The sequence below is a fragment of the Allocatelliglobosispora scoriae genome (genome assembly GCF_014204945.1).
In the GTDB taxonomy this organism is placed as follows: domain Bacteria; phylum Actinomycetota; class Actinomycetes; order Mycobacteriales; family Micromonosporaceae; genus Allocatelliglobosispora; species Allocatelliglobosispora scoriae.
Window position 1 is genome coordinate 685,340 of the sequence record NZ_JACHMN010000001.1, and the last position, 17,064, is coordinate 702,403.

The window sequence follows — 17,064 nt, forward strand, 5'->3', positions numbered from 1 at the left end:
CATCGACCGGCCGCTCTGGAAGGTAATCCGCCATGCCCGTTCTGTGTCGGCCCGCAGTCGCCGTACCCGAGCACGTCATCACCCTTGAGGAGACGCTGGAGCTCGGCGCCCGCATCCACATCGGACATGCCGAGCTGCCGCTGGCGCTGAGACTGATCCGCAACACCGGTGTCCGCCGGCGGCACCTGGTCCAGCCGATCGCGGAGACGCTGCGCCATCCCGGTCTGGAGGCACGCAATCTTGCCTACGTCCGCGAGGCCAGGGCGCGCGTCCCGGCGGTCGTCGCCCAGGCCTTGACCCATGCGGCGGTACGCCCGGAAGAGATCGACGCGATCGTCTTCGTCTCCTGCACCGGATTCACCATGCCGCCGCTGACCGCATGGATGATCAACGAACTGGGTTTCCGGACCGACACCGTGCAGATTCCCATCGCGCAGCTCGGGTGCGCGGCGGGTGGTGCCGCGATCGGCCGGGCGAACGACTTCTGCCTCGCCCATCCGGGCAGCAACGCGCTGATCGTGGCGTGCGAGTTCTGCTCGCTGTGCTATCAGCCCACCGACCTCACCGTCGGCAACCTGCTCTCCAACGGGCTCTTCGGCGACGCGATCGCCGCAGCGGTCGTCATGGCCGAGGGCGGAACCGGCTTCTCGCTGGAGCACACCGGCTCCCGGCTGGTGCCCGGCACGGAGGACTGGATCGCCTACGCCGTCAAGGCCACCGGTTTCCACTTCCTGCTCGACAAGCGGGTGCCGGGCACGATGGAGCAGCTCGCGCCGGCGCTGCGGGAGCTGTCCGCCGAGCACGGCTGGGACGCCGGCGACCTCGACTTCTACGTCATCCACGCCGGCGGACCGCGCATCCTCGACGACCTCTCCCGGCACCTCGACGTCAAGCCGGAGATGTTCGGCTGCAGCCGGGCGACGCTGTCCGAATACGGCAACATCGCCTCCGCCGTCGTGCTCGACGCGCTGCGCCGGCAGTTCGACACCGGCGAGCTGCGGACCGGCGACCGCGGCCTCATCGCCGGGTTCGGCCCCGGCATCACCGCCGAGATGTGCCTCGGCACCTGGACCGCTTGATCAACGCCAACTGCAAGGAGGATTCGTCGTGCACACCATGTCCACGATCACGCCGCTGACGCTGACCCTCGGGGGCGACCTGACGGTCAACCGCGTCGGCTACGGCGCCATGCACCTGACCGGCCCCGGCATGTGGGGCCCGCCCGAGGACCCGGCGGCCGCCGTCGCGGTGCTGCGGCGCGCGGTCGACCTCGGGGTCACCTTCATCGACACCGCCGACTCCTACGGGCCGGGCTTCAACGAGCAGGTCATCCGGGAGGCACTCCACCCGTACCCGGATGATCTCGTGATCGCGACCAAGGGCGGCATGCTGCGCTCCGGTCCGCAGGACTGGGTGCGCGCACCCGGCCGCAGCCCCTACATCGTCGCGTGCGGCCGCCCGGCCTACCTGCGCCAGCAGGTCGAGGTGAGCCTGCGCAACCTCGGCCGGGAGTGCATCGACCTCTACCAACTGCACCGCATCGACGAGGCGGTCCCGCTCGAGGATCAGCTCGGCCAGCTCGTCGAGCTGCAGAGACAGGGCAAGATCCGCCACATCGGGATCTCCGGGCAGCCGGAGGTCTCCCTGTCGCAGCTCGCGGCCGCGTGCGACATCACCCCGATCGTCGCGGTGGAGAACCTCTACAACATCGCCGACCGGACCGGCGAGCCGGTGCTGCGCTACTGCGAGGAGCGTGGCATCGCGTTCATCCCGTGGTTCCCGCTCGGCCACGGCGATCTGGTCGGCCCGGACGGGGTCCTCACCGAGGCGACCCGCCACTTCGGACACACCGCAGCGCAGCTGGGCCTGGCCTGGCTGCTGCGCCAGTCCCCGGTCAACCTGCTCATCCCCGGCACCACCTCGCTCGAGCACCTCGAGGAGAACGTCGCCGCCGCCGAGGTCCGCCTCACCGACACGGAATGGGCGGCGCTGGCGGAGATGTGCTCCCGGGCCGAGCCGTGGCGGCCGGCATGACCACGACACCACACCCGCACGCCGAGATCCTGCTGGTGCTCTACACCGACTTCAGCCTCCTGGACCGCTACGCCGCCGACGATGTCGTCCTGCACCGGGCCGATCGTGTCGTGGGTGACCCGCCGGTGGTCGGCAAGGAAGCGGTGCTGCGACACGAGGCTGCGCTGCTGGAGCTCACCGGCGGCACGCTGCGGATGGACGTGCAGCACATCGCCGCCAACGACCACTTCGGAGCCGTCCTCGGTGTGCTGCGCAGCACTCGTCCGCAGCCGGTCGCGATGCCGTTCTGCGGCCTGTGGCGGTTCGAGGACGGCCTCATCGTCGAGCACTGGGAGAACGCGTACCACCCCGCCGAGCTGCTGCGTCTGCTCATCGGCGAACAGCTCGCCTGATGGGGGTCCGGTGGACGCGACGTTGCCTTCCATCCCGCGGAAAGCAATCTTGCTCACCCTCGGTGATCAGGCGGAAGGTGATATTCAGCCGCTTCGCGGCTGATGGCGGCAAAGCCGCCGTTTCCTCCTCGGAAGGCATCCCATGCTCAACTCATCCCGTTCCCGACGCATCCCGGCCCTGCTGCTCGGGCTCCTCATCGCCGCCGGCGGCGCCGTCGCCACCGCAGCGCCGGCCCACGCCGCCGGACCGCTCCTGGTCCAGTGCGCAGGCACCGAACAGGACACCTTCACCCCGCCGATCCGCAGCACCCAGCAGACGATCACGGTACGGGTCCACGCCACGCTGCTCTGCCCGCTCAACGGGGTCGTCACCTCGGCGACGCTGGACTACACCTACACGCACATCGGCCTGTCCTGCACCAACGCGGGCACCGGCGGACCGGGCTCGCTGCCGATCCGGTGGAGCAACGGCCAGAACAGCACCTTCCAGTTCAACGTCGACGTCACCCTCGTCAACGGCACCTACGTCGTACGCAAGATCGGCTTCATCTCCAGCGGCCTCTTCACCGGCTACAACGCGGTACGGCTGCTGCCGGGGATCAACCCGAATGTCGGCGCCTGCACCAGCCCGGCGGGACTGGGAGCCAGCGGCGGCGCGACGACGCTCACCCTGACCGGCCTGTAGCCGCGGTCGCAGTACCGGAGCTCACCGTCGACGCGACGGTGAGCTCCGGCGATCCCGCCCGAACGGATCGGCCCGTCGACCTGCGAGGCCGTGCCGGGCGGAGATTTGAGCAGCGGCGACTCCCCCGTGATGCGCGGTAGAACGCGATCCCCTGCATCAGTGCCGACACGTTGTCGCCCACCCCGGACAACGGCGACCCTGCTCTTTCGATCATGGGAGCGGGGCTACCGCGCGGTGAGCGGCAGGCGGACGGCCGGTGGCAGCGGCGCACGGACCGGGTCGGCCTGGAACGACTGGATCATCAGAGCCGCGAACCGGCGCGACGCGGCCGCCCTCAGCTCGAGCGACTCGGCGCGGATGCCCTCGTTCGCCATCAGCGCCAGGATGATGTCCTCCAGCACGAAGTCGGCGCGCAGGGCGCCCGCCCCCTTCGCCCGCCGGACGAGTTCGAGCAGCATGCGCATCGTGCGGTCGCGGTCGGCGGCGAAGTAGTCCGCGCCCGCCGGCAGCCGTGAGGTGAAGGCGCGGGAGAAGCCCCGGTCGAGGGCGTGCACCGCCATCAGCTTCTCGATCACCAGGCGGAACCCGCGCCACGGGTCGGCCGCCGCCAGCCCCTCCTCGACGACACCGGAGCACATGGCCATCTGCTCGGCGAAGGCCTCGGCCAGCAGCGCCTCCTTGGTCGGGAAGCGGCGGTAGACGGTCGCGACGCCGACCTGCGCCCGCCGGGCGATCTCCCGGATCGGCACGTCGAGCCCCTCGGCGGCGAAGGCCGCTCGGGCGACCGCGAGGATGCGCTCGCGGTTGTCGCTGGCGTCGGAGCGAAGCGGGTGAATCACTTGGGCCGTCACCGCTCTCACTTTAGCCAAACGGACGGGGTGTTCCGTTACGGTCCGAAGGCATGAGAGCTGTTCAATTCTCCGAGTACGGACCGCCCGGCGTGATCCATGTCGCCGAGGTCGAGGAGCCCCACGCCGGACCGGGGCGGATCCGCGTCGCCGTCCGGGCGTCCGGGATCTCACCCGGCGAGACCTACCTCCGCTCCGGGACATGGCGCGAGGTCGTGCCCACGGTGCTGCCCTACCGGACCGGTTTCGACGCGGCGGGCGTGGTGGACGAGGTCGGCGACGGCGTCACCGGCGTCAGCGTCGGCGCCGAGGTGTTCGGCATGACGACCATGACCGGGCGCGCCGCCAACGCCGACTACGCGGTCCTCGCCGCCTGGGCCGTCAAGCCGGCCGCGTGGAGCTGGGAGGAGGCGGGCGGTGCCGCGGGCGCCGTCGAGACGGCCACCCGGGTCCTCGACCGGCTCGCGGTCGGCGCCGGGCACACCGTGCTGGTGCAGGGCGCGGCGGGCGGGGTGGGCGCCGTCGCCGTCCAGCTCGCGGTCGCCCGCGGCGCCACCGTCGTCGGGACGGCGAGCGAGCACAACCACGACTTCCTGCGCTCCCTCGGCGCCGAGCCCACGGCCTACGGCGCGGGGCTGGTCGACCGGGTCCGCGCGCTGGCACCGGCCGGGGTGGACGCGGTGTTCGACTGCGCCACGGGCGCACTGCCCGACCTGATCGCCATCGCCGGAGACCCGGCCCGCGTGGTGACGATCGCCGACTTCAGCGCGCCGGCCCACGGCGTGCACCTGTCGCACAGCGCACCGGCGGACGAGACCGATGCCGCCTTCGGCGGCGCCGACCCGCTGGCGGTGCACGGCCTCGACATCGCGGTCGGGCTCGCCGAACAGGGCCGGTTGCAGGTGCCGGTCGCGGCGGCGTTCCCGCTCGCCGAGGCGGCCGCCGCGCACGAGTTGAGCGAGACCCGCCATGCCCGGGGGAAGATCGTGCTGGTCAACTGAGGTAGATCAGGCGATCCGGGCGACCGGCGTCGGGCCCGGCGTGCTCCCCGACGAGATGGCGGCCCGGCCGACACGAGAAGCGCGAAACTGACCGTGAGCGACACCGTGTTGCTGGACGGAGCGAGCGTGCCGTTGGCGGTGCAGGTGATGGTTGCGGTGTTCGTCCCGGAACAGGTGGCCCATGATGCGGTGGCTGCGGTGAAGGTGGCGCCGCCACCACCGACCGTCTTCGTCGCCACGAACTGAACCCCCGTGGCGTTGCCGGGGCCGAGGTTGTCGACGTTCACGGTGTATGTCACGGAGGCTATGGAGGTCACACCGTTGACGACATACGTCGTCACGTCTGCCGGGGCGGGCGTTACGGTCACGGTCGGGCCGATCTTCTTGCCGTCGGTCGTTACGTCGGACTTGAAGAACTGGGCAGCGGCTTGAAGGTTCCGGGCGATGTCGACACATCGGCGGTCAGCGTCAGACCAGATGTCATCGATGCCGGCTGCTGGTCCGCCTGGCGCTCGGACCAGCAGGTGCTCAACCGCGACGGCCGGCCGTCGCGGTTGAGGGCGGCATTGGTCGGCCGCTACACCGCCTGACGATGAGCCGCGGCGCCCAGGGCCTTGCCGGCCTCCTGCGCGGCGCTCAGAGCGGCCCGGTGCAGGTCGGCTGCGGCATCGGTGAAAGCGTCCAGCGCCGGGTTGACCCCGACCAGGGTGAACTCCCGCTCGACCAGTGTGAGATCGGCACCCCACACGTCGGCCAGGATGCGGCGCAGGTAGCCGGTCGAGTGGTCCCAGCCCTCGCGGGGAGTGCCGGAGCCGTAGGCACCGCCTCGCACGGTCGCCAGCACGACCGGCTTGCCCGCGAGCAGCGGCGGTCCGCCGGCCGCCGCACGCGGGTCGGTGATGATCAGGTCGATCCACGTTTTGACGTGCTGGGAGACGCCGAAGTTGTAGAGCGGGACGGCCAGCAGGACCGCGGTGGCACCAACGAGCTCGTCGGTGAGTTCGGCGGCGAGCGCTGTCGCCCGCCGCTGCTGCGGCGTCCGGTCGGCGTCCGGGGTGAACCCCGCCCCCACCGCCAGGCCCCAGGCGTCGGCGGGCAGCACGTCCACCCCGATGTGCCGGCGGATCACGGTGTCGCCGGGATGGGCGGCCTGCCACTCGGCCTCGACGATGTCCGCGATTTCGCGGCTGGCCGAGCCTGCGGTACGGATGCTCGCGTCAAGTCTGAAAAGGGTCATGGCATAGCTCCTCGATCAGGTGGACCGTGTCGACAGCGAGCGAGTGACTTCACTGTTGAAGTCAAACTAGGCCGATATGACTTCAACAGTGAAGTCATAGTGAGATAGCCGACAACTTCAATCATGAAGTCGCGGTGCGGTATCTTCGGACCGTGGAAGCCGACGAGCAGCAAGCGAAGGACGTGGACAGCGACGTCCGGTGGCTGTCGGCGACGGAGCAGGACGCGTGGCTCACGGTGGGGATGATGATGCTGTCGCTGTCCGGCCCACTCGACGCCCAGCTGCAGCGCGACTCCAACCTGACGCTGTTCGAATACCTCGTGTTGAGCTCTCTGTCCATGGCCCCCGACGAGCAGGTGCGGATGAGCGAGCTGGCGCGGCTGGTCAACGGCTCGCTGTCCCGCCTGTCCAACGTCGCCAAGCGCCTGGAGAGCCAGGGCTGGCTGGTGCGCGCCCCGGACCCCGCCGACGGGCGGTACACCGTCGCCCGATTGACCCCCTCGGGTCGCCGGGTGGTCGTCGCCGCCGCGCCCGGGCACGTCGAGACGGTCCGCAAACTCGTCATCGATCCACTGACGCCCGCGCAGCTGCGCACCCTCGCCGAGATCGGCCGACGGATCAGGGCCGCCAACGAGTGCTGACCACAGCGAGCCGGGACGCCCGTGCGGGATCGCCCGCGGCCGGTGCTCGAACCGGGCACGAGCGGAGAGCTCAAGCAGCTCGGCGAGACGGTCGCGACCGTTGAGTGAAGATCATTCTGATTCGCTCTATGCTGGTGTTGTCTTGACCAGGGGCGTCTCAGGCATCGGTCGGGCCACCCCGCACGGAGAGGAACCCCTGGTGAGCGCGATCGAGAACGGTGCCATCCACCGTGGCATGTCGGCCGTGGCCCGGGCGACCGTGCGGCGCCCCTGGTGGGTCATCGCCGGATGGCTGCTCGCCACGATCACCGTGGCCGTCCTCGTGGTCACGCTGGGTCGCCCGACCGAGGAGGACGTCTCCCTGCCCGGCAGCGACGCCCAGGTCGGCCGCGACCTGATGGCCGCCAACTTCCCCACCGCCACCAACGCCGCCGGTCAGATCGTCGTCAAGGCCGCCGCCGGGCGCGTCGACGATCCCGCCAACGCCGCCGCGATCACCGCGGCCGTGGCCCGGATCGCCGCCATCGAGCACGTCGTGGGGGTCATCCCGCCGAGCGCCGCCCAGGACTCCCTCAGCGGCGACGGGCGCATCGGATTCATCACGGTCGCCTTCGACCTCGGCCCGCGCGACGTCAGCCACGACCTCGCCGTCCGCGTGGGAGACGCCGCGCAGCCCGCCCGCGACGCCGGGCTGCAGGCCGTGCCCGCCGGGGTCCTGGCGCTGCCGGACACCAGCACCCGGACCAGCGAGCTGCTCGGCATCGGCATCGCCCTCATCGTCATGGTCATCGCGTTCGGCGGGCTCGTCGCGGCCGGGCTGCCGTTGATCACGGCGCTGATCACGCTGGTCTGCGGTGTCGGCATCGTCGGCCTGCTCGGGCACGTGGCGTCGATACCCTCGGTCGCCGCCACCCTCGCCACCATGATCGGCCTCGGGGTCGGCATCGACTACTCGCTGTTCCTCATCTCCCGCTACCGCGCACTGCTCGCCAAGGGCCTGGACACCCGCGCCGCGATCACGGCCACCGTCGCCACGTCCGGTGCCGCCGTCGTGTTCGCCGGGGGCACGGTCGTCGTCGCGCTGTCGGGGCTCGCCATCTCTGGCGTACCCATCCTGACGACCCTGGGTTGGACCGCGGGCCTGGTCGTGCTGTTCGCGGTCCTCGCCGCGACCACCCTGCTGCCGGCGATCCTGGTCCTGCTCGGGCCTCGCCTCAACGCGCTGCCGGTGCTGCGGCGCCGGGAGGTCGACCCGGACCGCTCCGGATGGGGACGGCTCGCCGACCGCGTCACGCGGCGGCCCCTGCCCTGGGCGATCGCCACCGGCGCGCTGCTGCTCCTGCTCGCCGCGCCCACCGCGAGCCTCCACCTCGGACAGACCGACGCGAGTGACCAGCCACCCGGCTCCGCCGCCCGGACCGGCTACGAGCTGCTCACCGAAGGTTTCGGACCCGGCTCGACCAGCCCGATCACCGTCGTCGCCGAGCTCGACTCCCCCGCCACCGGCCCGCAGGATCCACGGCTCGCGGACCTGTCGCGCAGCATCCGGGCCACCGCCGGGGTCGCCTCCGTCGAACCCGCACGGCTGTCGGCTGACGGCTCGGTCGTCGCGGTACGCCTCGAGCCGACCACCGCCGGCAGCGACCCGCAGACCCTGCACACCATCGACACGCTGCTGCACACCCCGGTCCCCGGCATGACCGTGCACGTCGCCGGGCAGACCGCCGCCCGGGGCGCGCTGTCGGACATGGTCGCCGAGCGCATGCCATACGTCATCGCGGTCGTCGTGCTGCTCTCGGCGCTGCTGCTGCTGGTGGCGTTCCGGGCGCCGGTGCTGGCGCTCAAGGCCGCGCTGATGAACCTGCTCTCGGTCGGCGCCGCCTACGGCGCGCTGACCGCGGTGTTCGCCTGGGGCTGGGGCATCGGACTCGTCGGGCTCGACGGGCCGATCCCGGTCGAGAGCTACGTGCCGATGATCCTGTTCGCGCTGCTCTTCGGCCTGTCCATGGACTACGAGGTGATCCTGCTGACGGCCGTGCAGGAGTCCTGGCACGCCACCGGCGACAACCGGCGATCGGTCCGCGACGGCCTGGCCGGCACCGGCAAGGTCATCACCTCGGCGGCACTGATCATGGTCTGCGTCTTCGCCAGCTTCGTCCTGCAGGCCAGCCCCGTCATCAAGATGTTCGGCGTGGGGATGTCCGTCGCGATCGCCGTCGACGCCACCATCATCCGCGGGCTTCTCGTCCCCGCCACGATGGCGCTGCTCGGCCGGGCCAACTGGTGGACGCCCGCCTGGACCCGGCGCGGCCGGACCCACGCCCCGACGGCGCCGGAGCCGGTCCCGGTGGGCACGCCCTAACCCGGCGAGACCACGGTGGCGAAGGTGTCGCGGAGCGCGGGCTCCAGCGCCCGCCCGGTCGCCGGTTCGATGAACAACTCGGCGAGGACGAGGTCGGCGAAGTCGGCCGGGCGCAGGCCGGACTCCTTGCGGCCCAGCGCCTGCGTCACACCGCCGAACCGCAGCGCTGCGCGGACGACCCCCGCGGGCAGTCGGCGGACTCGGCGGGGGCGGCCGGCCGCGGCGGCGATGCGAGCGATCATGTCGTGCCAGGTGAGGTTTTCGTCGACGACCGGGATGTCGTCACCCTTGGCCTGTTCGAGGGCGTCGGCGGCGATCTCGGCCACGCTGCGCGCCGAGGCCGCTGCGGTCCCGCCGGGGGGCGCGGCGAGGGGCGAGCGGGACCTCGCCCAGCCGTCCAGCGGCGGAGCCCAGTTCGGCAGGCGGTCGCCGGCCCGGCCGAAGATGAAGGGCAGCTCGAGGACGGCGACCGGCATCTCCGCGGCCGCCCGCCCCTCCGCCGCCTGCTCGACCCGGCACCGGATGTAGGTGTGCCGGTCCGCCAGCCGCCACTGCGGGTGCAGCCGGTCGAAGTAGGTGTAGTAGGAGCCCATGATCACTCCGCGGGTGAGGCCTTCGAGCCGGGCGGCGGTGAACAGGCGTACCACCGGGTCGACCATGTCCTGCCGGAACACCGGGTAGATGGGCTTGCGCAGCGGCTTCTGCTCGTCGGTGCGGGCGGCGTCGACGACACCGTCATGGTCGGCGAGCAGCGGCCGCAGGTCGTCGATCGAGGCGGTCGCGAGATCGAGGGCGTGGTCGACGCCGGGCTGGGCGGTACGCGCCACCGTGGTGACCGTGTGGCCCCGCTCGCGCAGCACGTCCACGACATGGGCGCCGATGAGCCCGCTTCCACCCGCCACGAGAATCTTCACGCCGCATCGTCCACTGCGGACCCCGCCCGTTGTCAAGCGTGGAGGAGACTGGCGAGCTCGGCGCTTCGGGCGGCGAAGGCACGCCACTCGGGCGGCGTCCGCTCCAGGTACCGCTGGGCACCGGCGGACGGGCAGGCCCGCTGCTTCCACACACACATGCGGCCCTGCCGGATCTCGAACTGGACCAGCAGTCCGTCGGCCCAGCCGTAGACGTCGCAGTCGGTGGGAGCGAGTGTGGTCACCTTCTGCTCGGCCACGATCCAGTCGACCGCCTCGATCTGCTGCTGGATGCGTGCCGCCAGCTCGAAGGCGAGGCTGTCCGATGCACGGGTCCGGTGCTCGGCCAGCTGGTGCTTGACGGTCTCCACCGCGTCGGGCTGCCGTTGCAGCACCGCCGTGACGGTGGTGAGCAGGGCGGCACGGTCCAGCGCCGCCAGGCCACGCGCCCGCGCCATGTCCTGCTGGCCGCCGCTGAGCCGGTCGTCGGCGTAGCTGAGCGGCAGCACCCGCTCCAGCGCCGACACCGCCAGCCGCGCCTGCGTGCCGCCGAGGTAGGGACCGAACAGGCCGACCGGGTGATCCGCGTCCGGGGTGACCGGACCGGTCGGCGGCCGGTGGACCACCGACAGCCGGGCCGAACCCGGACGGCGATCCAAGTGCAGGTAGACCGGCACCTCCGCGCCGCCGCGGACGCGGTTCCAGCGCGGCTTGGAACGCTGCAGAAGGTTGCGCTCCAGCCATGCCGCCTCATGCGCCGAGTCACACGCGACCGCCTCGACGGCGGCGATCTGCGGAACCATCCGGCGGAGGTGTCGCCGATCCCCGAGGTCTCCCCAGTAGGAGCCGACCCGCCGACGCAGGTCGACCGCCCGCCCGATATACAGCGCCCGGCCGCGGTCGTCTCGGAATCGATAGACCCCGGGTGCCGACGGCAGGCCGGCCACCGCGGACCGGGGCACTGTGCTCATGTCCGGCATCCTACGGTCGGCACCGGCCCGGGCCCTCGCCGATAAGGCGTTGCCGCTGGTGCGTGCTGCGCGTAAGGTCCCGATCTTGTGGCGAACAGGCTGATCGAGAAGCTCGTGCCGGCCCGGCTGGGGTCCAGCTACCGCTGGCTGCTCGCCTCGTCCTGGACGACCAACTTCGGTGACGGCGTCGCGATGGCGGCGGGCCCGCTGCTCGTCGCCTCGCTGACCGACGACGCGTTGCTGATCTCGCTCGCTGCGATGCTGGCGTGGGCTCCCCCGCTGCTGTTCAGCCTCTACGCGGGCGTGCTGTCCGACCGGCTGGACCGGCGGCGGATCGTGCTCGTCGCGGACGGCAGCCGGGTCGTGATCCTGGCGGTGCTGTTCGGCACCGTGGTCGCGGGCACGGTGACGGTCACCGGCGCGCTGATCGCCCTCGGGCTCCTCGCCACCGCCGAGGTCTTCGCCGACAACACCTCCGCGACGCTGACGCCGATGCTGGTGTCCCGCGACGATCTCGCCATCGCCAACGCGCGCCTGCAGACCGGATTCCTCACCCTCAACCAGCTCGCCGGACCGCCGCTGGGAGCCGCGCTGTTCGTGGTCGGCATCGCATGGCCGTTCGCGACGCAGGCCGTCCTGGTCGCGGCAGGACTGGTGATGGTGTCGCGGATCAAGCCGCCGCCGCATGGCCGCCAACTGGGTGTCGAGCGGCGCAGCCTGCGCCGGGACCTCGCCGAGGGGTTCCGGTGGACCGTGCACCACGCCGCGGTCCGGACCCTGGCGCTGACGATCCTGATGTTCAACGTCACCTTCGGCGCCGCCTGGTCGGTCCTGGTGCTCTACGCCCACCAGCGCCTCGGCCTCGGCGCGATCGGGTTCGGCCTGCTCACCACCGTCTCGGCGGCGGGCGGGCTGCTCGGCACCGGCCTCTACGGCTGGATCACCGCGCGGGTGAGCCTCGGCAACATCATGCGGATCGGGCTGATCATCGAGACGCTGACGCACCTGGGCCTGGCCCTCACCACCTCGCCGTGGGTCGCTTCGGGGATCTTCTTCCTCTTCGGCGCGCACGCGTTCGTCTGGGGCACGACCTCGGTGACCGTGCGCCAGCGGGCGGTCCCGACCGAGCTGCAGGGACGGGTGGGCAGCCTCAACACCATCAGCGTCTTCGGCGGTCTCGTCGTCGGCTCCGCGATCGGCGGAGTCCTCGGCACCCGCTATGGCGTGACGGCTCCGTTCTGGTTCGCGTTCGCCGGTTCGGCGGTCTTCGTGGTGGTGCTGTGGCGGCAGCTCAGCCGGATCGCCCACGACGACGAGAACGCCGCCGAGGAGGCGCAGCGGGCACCGGCGCAGAACCCTGTGGCCGTCGCGTGAGCGACCCCCGCACAACGGGCTGTCGACTGATTTCCGGGACGCCGACGGCGCGGCGGCGTACCCACGGAGGGGGTTGATCTGTCAGCGGCCGACGGCCGCGACCTTCCGGCCCAGGCCGAGCTTGCGCAGCGTCTTCGGGACGAACCCGTTGGGCAGCGACAGGCGGAACACCTTGTGCCAGGCCGACGCGACCTGCCGGGGCAGCGAGCCGGTCCGGTAGGTGAGCCCGTAGCGCTCGAACAGCGCCTCCACCCTGGGCGCGATCTCCTGGTAGCGGTTGCTCGGCAGGTCGGGGAAGAGGTGGTGCTCGATCTGGTAGGAGAGGTTGCCGGTCATGACGTGCATGGCCCGGCTGCCGGTGATGTTGGCCGAGCCGAGCATCTGCCGCAGGTACCACTCCCCGCGAGTCTCGCCCTCGATGGAGCGCTTCTCGAAGGTCTCGACGCCCTCGGGGAAGTGCCCGCACATGATCACCGAGTGCGTCCACCAGTTGCGGACGAAGTTCGCGGTCGCGTTGGCGGCCATCGTGGACAGGAAGAACGGGCCCGACAGCGCCGGGAACAGCACGTAGTCCTTGAGCACCTGGCGGCGGATCTTGCGGAGCACCTGCTTGGCGCGGGCCTTGAACTCGGGGCTGCTGCGGCGCTGCTTGGAGGGCAGGTTGCGGCCGAGTTCGAGGTCGTAGGCGGCGATGCCGTACTGGAAGAAGCACGCGTTGATGAAGTTCCACAGCGGCTGCGCGAGGTAGATCGGGTGCCAGCGCTGGTCCTCGTCGACGCGCATGATGCCGTAGCCGAGGTCGTTGTCGCGGCCGACGACGTTGGTGTAGGTGTGGTGCAGTTCGTTGTGTGAGTGCTTCCACTGGTCCGACGGGGACACGTTGTCCCACTCCCACGTCGTGGAGTGGATCTTCGGGTCGCGCATCCAGTCCCACTGGCCGTGCATGACGTTGTGGCCGATCTCCATGTTCTCCAGGATCTTCGCCACCGACAGCCCGGCGGTGCCGAGCAGCCACGCGGGCGGGAACACGGAGAAGACCAGCACCGCGCGGCTGGAGATCTCCAGCGTGCGCTGCACGCGGATGACCTTCCGGATGTACGCCGCGTCGGTCGCCCCGCGGGCGGCGACGATGTCGGCGCGGATCGCGTCGAGCCGGCGCCCCAGCTCCTCGATGTCATCGGCGGTCAGGTGGGAGACGGCGTTGTCGGGCTTGCGCTGCAGAACGGTCATGGCGGGTTCCTCAGTGGTCGATGTCGCAGGGCCCGGCCGCGGCCGAAACACAGGTCTGGATGAGTACGCCGTCACCCGGCACCGCAGTGGTCACGTCCCCGCTGCGCAGGTCGCGCACGGACCCCTGCCGCAGCGGCAGGACGCAGGAGAAGCAGATGCCCATGCGGCACCCCGAGGGCATCAGCACGCCCGCCCGCTCCCCCGCGTCGAGGATCGGCGTCGAGCCGTCCGCCTCGGCGGTGGTGCCGGTGCCGCTGAAGGTGACGGTGCCGCCCTGGCCGGGCTCGGCGAGCGCGGCGGCGCGGAACCGCTCGGTGTGCAGCCGTTGGCCCTGGCCCAGGTCCGCCCACTGCTGCTCGATCGCGTCGAGGAGACCGGCAGGCCCGCAGGCCCAGGTCTGCCGCTCGGCGAGGTCGGGCACGAGTGCGGCGAGCGCGGCCACGTCGAGGCGACCCTGGCTGTCGGTGTGCTGCTCGACCAGGCGCAGCCGGCCGGAGTCGGCCATGGCCCGCAGTTCGCTGCCGAAGATCACGTCGTCGGCGGACGCTGCGGAGTGCACCAGGACGACGTCGTGGAGGCGGTCCAGGCCCGAGCGCAGCATGCCCATCACCGGGGTGATGCCGCTGCCGCCGGTGACGAACAGGACCTTGCCGGGCGCCGGGTCGGGCAGCACGAAGTCGCCGAGTGCCTGGTCGAGGTGGACGAGCTGGCCCGGTCGCAGGTCCTGGGCGAGGTGGGCGCTGACCAGTCCGCCCGCGACCGCCTTCGCCGTGATGGCGAGCAGACCGTCGGGCGCGTCGGGTGCGGAGGTCAGGGAGTAGGAGCGCCACAGCCGTACGCCGTCGACGTCCACGCCGATGCGGACGTACTGGCCGGGCAGGTGGCCCCGCCACGCCTTGCCGGGGCGCAGGACGACGGTCACCGCGTCGGCGGTCTCCGCACGGACCCGTACCACCCGGGCCCGCAGGTCGGCGCCGGACCGCAGCGGGCGGAACATGTCGAGGTACTCGGCCGGATCGACCGGGTAGGTCGCGGCAGCCGCCGCCTGCCAGAGTCTGCTGACCAGACGCTGCCGCACGAGAGTGGTCATGTGTTCGAGCATCCTTCACCGTGGGGTGTAAGTTCATGACCACAGGATGTGAATTTGGCTCGCAACTTTGTTCGGAGCGCACAACTCGTGTCAGACGTCGATCCCGGCCACGCGACGGCGGCGGCCCGCGGGGCGGCCGAGCTCGACCTCGACGACGCGGCGGCCGGGCTGCTGCGGTCCCGGCTTCCGGCGGTCGCCGAGGAGACCGTCCGCGCCATCGTCGCCGAGGTGCCGGGCTACGCCAACGCGCTGGCCAGGCCGATCGGGGCCAACATCCAGGGTGCGGTCCAGCTCGCCCTCGGCGGGTTCCTCAGCCTCGCCAGCCGGCCCCTCGCCGGAGATCCCGCCACGCCGCTGGCACCGGCGCTCGACGGGGCCTACGCCCTCGGCCGTGGCGAGGCCCGCAGCGGGCGGAGCATGTTCGCCCTGCTCGCCGCGTACCGGGTGGGGGCACGGGTGGCCTGGCGCGGGCTGTCCGCCACGGCGGTCGAGGCCGGTCTCAGCCCGCAGACCCTGTCCAAGTTCGCCGAGCTCGTCTTCGCCTACATCGATGAGCTCTCCGCCGCCAGCGTCGCCGGGCACACCGACGAGCTCGCCACCACCGGCCGGGTGCGGGAGCGCTACCTGCAGCAGCTCGGTCACGGCCTGTTGCGCGGCGACCCCGTCGATCACCTGGCCGCCCTCGCCGACCGCGCCAACTGGGACCCGCCCGGCAGCCTGACCGTCGTCGTGCTTCCCAGCTCGCACGTGCGCGCCGCGCTCGGCCTGCTGGACCAGCGGTCGCTTCGGCCCGAGGAGGAGCTGCCCGACCTCGACGAGGACGACGCCGGATCGGATCTCGCGGTCCTGCTCGTGCCGGACGCCGACGGACCTGCCCGGGCGGCGCTGCTGCGTACGCTGCGGGGGCAGGACGCCGTCGTCGGCCCGGGTCGCCCGTGGACCTCCGTGCGGGAGTCCTACCTGCGGGTGCTGCGCGCCCGGCGCCTGCGCGTGACGGCGGTCGGCGGCGCGCCCGTCGACACCGAGCAGCACCTCGCCTCGCTGGTGGTCGGCGCCGACCCCGCTGCCCTGGCCGACCTGCGCCGGCAGGTCCTCGCCCCCTTCGCCGACCTGCGTCCGGCGACCGCGGAGCGGCTCGTCGAGACACTGCGGGAATGGCTGCTGCACCAGGGCCGCCGCGACGACGTGGCGGCGGCGCTGCACGTGCATCCGCAGACGGTGCGCTACCGGATGGGCCACGTCCGGGAGCTGTTCGGCGAGCGCCTCGACGACTCCGAGGTGGTGCTGGCGCTGACGGTGGCACTGGCCCTCCCCTGAACTTTAATGCTGGACACGCCGCGAAAGGTGCCACCAAAGTCAGGATCGTTCCGACGCCGGCGGGGCAACGACCAGCATGATCGCGCTTGTTCCCGGAAGTAGTCCCCTCGGAGCTGGTCGGTAGGGCCTACTTCCGGGAAGCAGCACGATCACGTGCCTTGGTCAGGCCGTTGTGCCCAAGGACGGTGCGATCACGCCCGTGACTCGATCTCGCCGCGTGCCTGCAGGAAGACGGCCTTCACCGTCGTGGCCTTCACATAATAGAAGAAGATCATCCCGAAGCTGGCGTCGTCGGCCCACACGCACAGAGCCATGTCGACGTTGCTCTGCCGGACATCGCCGCACTGGGCCGCGCCGCCGAGCGGTCCCGGCGGCACCGCGCCGAAGTTGGACGTCTTGGCACCAGACGTCTTCAGCCCGTTGAGAATGGCGTCCGGCATCATCTCCGGGTTGGGGAGGTCGGCCTTGACCGCCACCATCAGCCGCATCTGATGCTGCACGACATCGCCGTAGACCCCGGAGACGACTCCGCCGACCTCCGCGCCGGGAATGGTCTGCATCTGCGCCTTCAACGCCTCCACCAGCGTGGCGAAGGCGGGGTTGTCGATGTGGGGATACCCGGCCAACTTTTTCGGCGCGACCAGCGTCACCGAGGAGCCCAACGTCGGCGTCGGCGTCGACAGCGGCAGCGTCGGCTGCGGGGTCGGCTCAGGCGAGTCGGCCGTGACGGGCGGGAGGGCGATCGGATCGCCGGCGGACTGCTCCGAGGCGTTGTAGAGCACGATTCCGGCCGTGGTCCCGCCGCCGCAGCAGAGCAGGAGCGCCACCGCGGTGATGCCGAGCCAGAGCCACAGCCGGGACTTCTTCGGCGCGGGCGGGGGGATCATCGGGCCGTAGCCGACCTGGCCCGGCGGCAGGTACGCCGGGTAGGGGGCGGTCGGATAGGGCTCTGCCGGATGGTGGTCGGTCAT

16 protein-coding genes and 1 pseudogene are annotated in these 17,064 nt (G+C 71.5%); 10 read left to right on the forward strand and 7 right to left on the reverse strand.

Features of this window, described 5'->3' with window-relative positions:
• Window positions 1-32: 32 nt before the first annotated feature.
• The 4 genes from F4553_RS03175 (at window position 33) to F4553_RS03190 (ending at window position 3,111) form a co-directional block, all read left to right on the forward strand.
• Complete coding sequence (locus F4553_RS03175; protein WP_184831794.1) at window positions 33-1,079, forward strand: type III polyketide synthase; 1,047 nt, start codon at window positions 33-35, stop codon at window positions 1,077-1,079.
• A 37-nt stretch (window positions 1,080-1,116) separates the two neighbouring features.
• Entirely contained in the window at window positions 1,117-2,034 is a 918-nt protein-coding gene (locus tag F4553_RS03180; protein WP_184833185.1) for an aldo/keto reductase, read from the forward strand.
• Window positions 2,031-2,426 (forward strand): nuclear transport factor 2 family protein, encoded by a 396-nt coding sequence (locus tag F4553_RS03185; protein WP_184831796.1) that lies wholly within the window; start codon window positions 2,031-2,033, stop codon window positions 2,424-2,426. The genes F4553_RS03180 and F4553_RS03185 overlap by 4 nt, the downstream gene beginning before the upstream one ends.
• A 142-nt stretch (window positions 2,427-2,568) precedes the next feature.
• Window positions 2,569-3,111 carry a hypothetical protein gene (locus F4553_RS03190; RefSeq protein ID WP_184831798.1) on the forward strand — a complete coding sequence of 181 codons (543 nt, stop codon included), beginning with the start codon at window positions 2,569-2,571 and terminating at the stop codon, window positions 3,109-3,111.
• A 224-nt stretch (window positions 3,112-3,335) separates the two neighbouring features.
• On the opposite strand, the gene F4553_RS03195 is transcribed toward F4553_RS03190, so the two are convergent.
• Window positions 3,336-3,962, reverse strand: coding sequence for a TetR/AcrR family transcriptional regulator (locus tag F4553_RS03195; RefSeq protein WP_184831800.1), 627 nt, complete (start codon window positions 3,960-3,962; stop codon window positions 3,336-3,338).
• Window positions 3,963-4,012: 50 nt separating this feature from the next.
• Here F4553_RS03195 and F4553_RS03200 point away from each other — a divergent pair, with 50 nt between their 5' ends.
• Both F4553_RS03200 and F4553_RS03205 read left to right on the forward strand, forming a co-directional pair.
• Window positions 4,013-4,960, forward strand: coding sequence for an NADP-dependent oxidoreductase (locus tag F4553_RS03200; protein ID WP_184831802.1), 948 nt, complete (start codon window positions 4,013-4,015; stop codon window positions 4,958-4,960).
• A 93-nt stretch (window positions 4,961-5,053) separates the two neighbouring features.
• Window positions 5,054-5,206, forward strand: a complete 153-nt coding sequence (locus F4553_RS03205; protein WP_184831804.1) for a hypothetical protein — start codon at window positions 5,054-5,056, stop codon at window positions 5,204-5,206.
• A gap of 331 nt (window positions 5,207-5,537) precedes the next feature.
• Here F4553_RS03205 and F4553_RS03210 read toward each other — a convergent pair whose 3' ends face one another.
• Window positions 5,538-6,197: an FMN-dependent NADH-azoreductase gene (locus F4553_RS03210; RefSeq protein WP_184831813.1), complete on the reverse strand. Its 660-nt coding sequence runs from the start codon at window positions 6,195-6,197 to the stop codon at window positions 5,538-5,540.
• 152 nt (window positions 6,198-6,349) lie between these two features.
• Between F4553_RS03210 and F4553_RS03215 the strand changes: the two genes are divergently transcribed.
• Both F4553_RS03215 and F4553_RS03220 read left to right on the forward strand, forming a co-directional pair.
• Complete coding sequence (locus F4553_RS03215) at window positions 6,350-6,838, forward strand: MarR family winged helix-turn-helix transcriptional regulator (protein WP_312875074.1); 489 nt, start codon at window positions 6,350-6,352, stop codon at window positions 6,836-6,838.
• Window positions 6,839-7,037: 199 nt separating this feature from the next.
• A complete protein-coding gene (locus F4553_RS03220) occupies window positions 7,038-9,200 on the forward strand; it encodes an MMPL family transporter (RefSeq protein ID WP_221469672.1) in 2,163 nt (720 codons plus the stop codon).
• Here F4553_RS03220 and F4553_RS40565 read toward each other — a convergent pair.
• Together F4553_RS40565 and F4553_RS40570 are read right to left on the reverse strand one after the other, a co-directional pair.
• A complete protein-coding gene (locus F4553_RS40565) occupies window positions 9,197-10,114 on the reverse strand; it encodes an NAD-dependent epimerase/dehydratase family protein (RefSeq protein ID WP_184831815.1) in 918 nt (305 codons plus the stop codon). The genes F4553_RS03220 and F4553_RS40565 overlap by 4 nt on opposite strands.
• 32 nt (window positions 10,115-10,146) lie before the next feature.
• Window positions 10,147-11,082, reverse strand: coding sequence for a GIY-YIG nuclease family protein (locus tag F4553_RS40570; RefSeq protein ID WP_184831817.1), 936 nt, complete (start codon window positions 11,080-11,082; stop codon window positions 10,147-10,149).
• 87 nt (window positions 11,083-11,169) lie between these two features.
• On the opposite strand from F4553_RS40570, the gene F4553_RS03235 reads away from it, so the two are divergent.
• Window positions 11,170-12,456, forward strand: coding sequence for an MFS transporter (locus F4553_RS03235; RefSeq protein WP_312875075.1), 1,287 nt, complete (start codon window positions 11,170-11,172; stop codon window positions 12,454-12,456).
• 106 nt (window positions 12,457-12,562) lie between these two features.
• Here the strand turns inward: F4553_RS03235 and F4553_RS03240 are convergent.
• Window positions 12,563-13,686 (reverse strand): annotated as a pseudogene (locus F4553_RS03240) (fatty acid desaturase family protein); the annotation flags it as partial.
• Window positions 13,687-13,696: 10 nt separating this feature from the next.
• Window positions 13,697-14,776, reverse strand: a complete 1,080-nt coding sequence (locus F4553_RS03245; RefSeq protein ID WP_184831821.1) for a ferredoxin reductase — start codon at window positions 14,774-14,776, stop codon at window positions 13,697-13,699.
• Window positions 14,777-14,863: 87 nt separating this feature from the next.
• Here F4553_RS03245 and F4553_RS03250 point away from each other — a divergent pair, with 87 nt between their 5' ends.
• Window positions 14,864-16,093, forward strand: a complete 1,230-nt coding sequence (locus tag F4553_RS03250) for a PucR family transcriptional regulator (protein WP_184831823.1) — start codon at window positions 14,864-14,866, stop codon at window positions 16,091-16,093.
• A 191-nt stretch (window positions 16,094-16,284) separates the two neighbouring features.
• Here the strand turns inward: F4553_RS03250 and F4553_RS03255 are convergent, their stop codons facing one another.
• A complete protein-coding gene (locus F4553_RS03255) occupies window positions 16,285-17,064 on the reverse strand; it encodes a hypothetical protein (RefSeq protein WP_184831825.1) in 780 nt (259 codons plus the stop codon).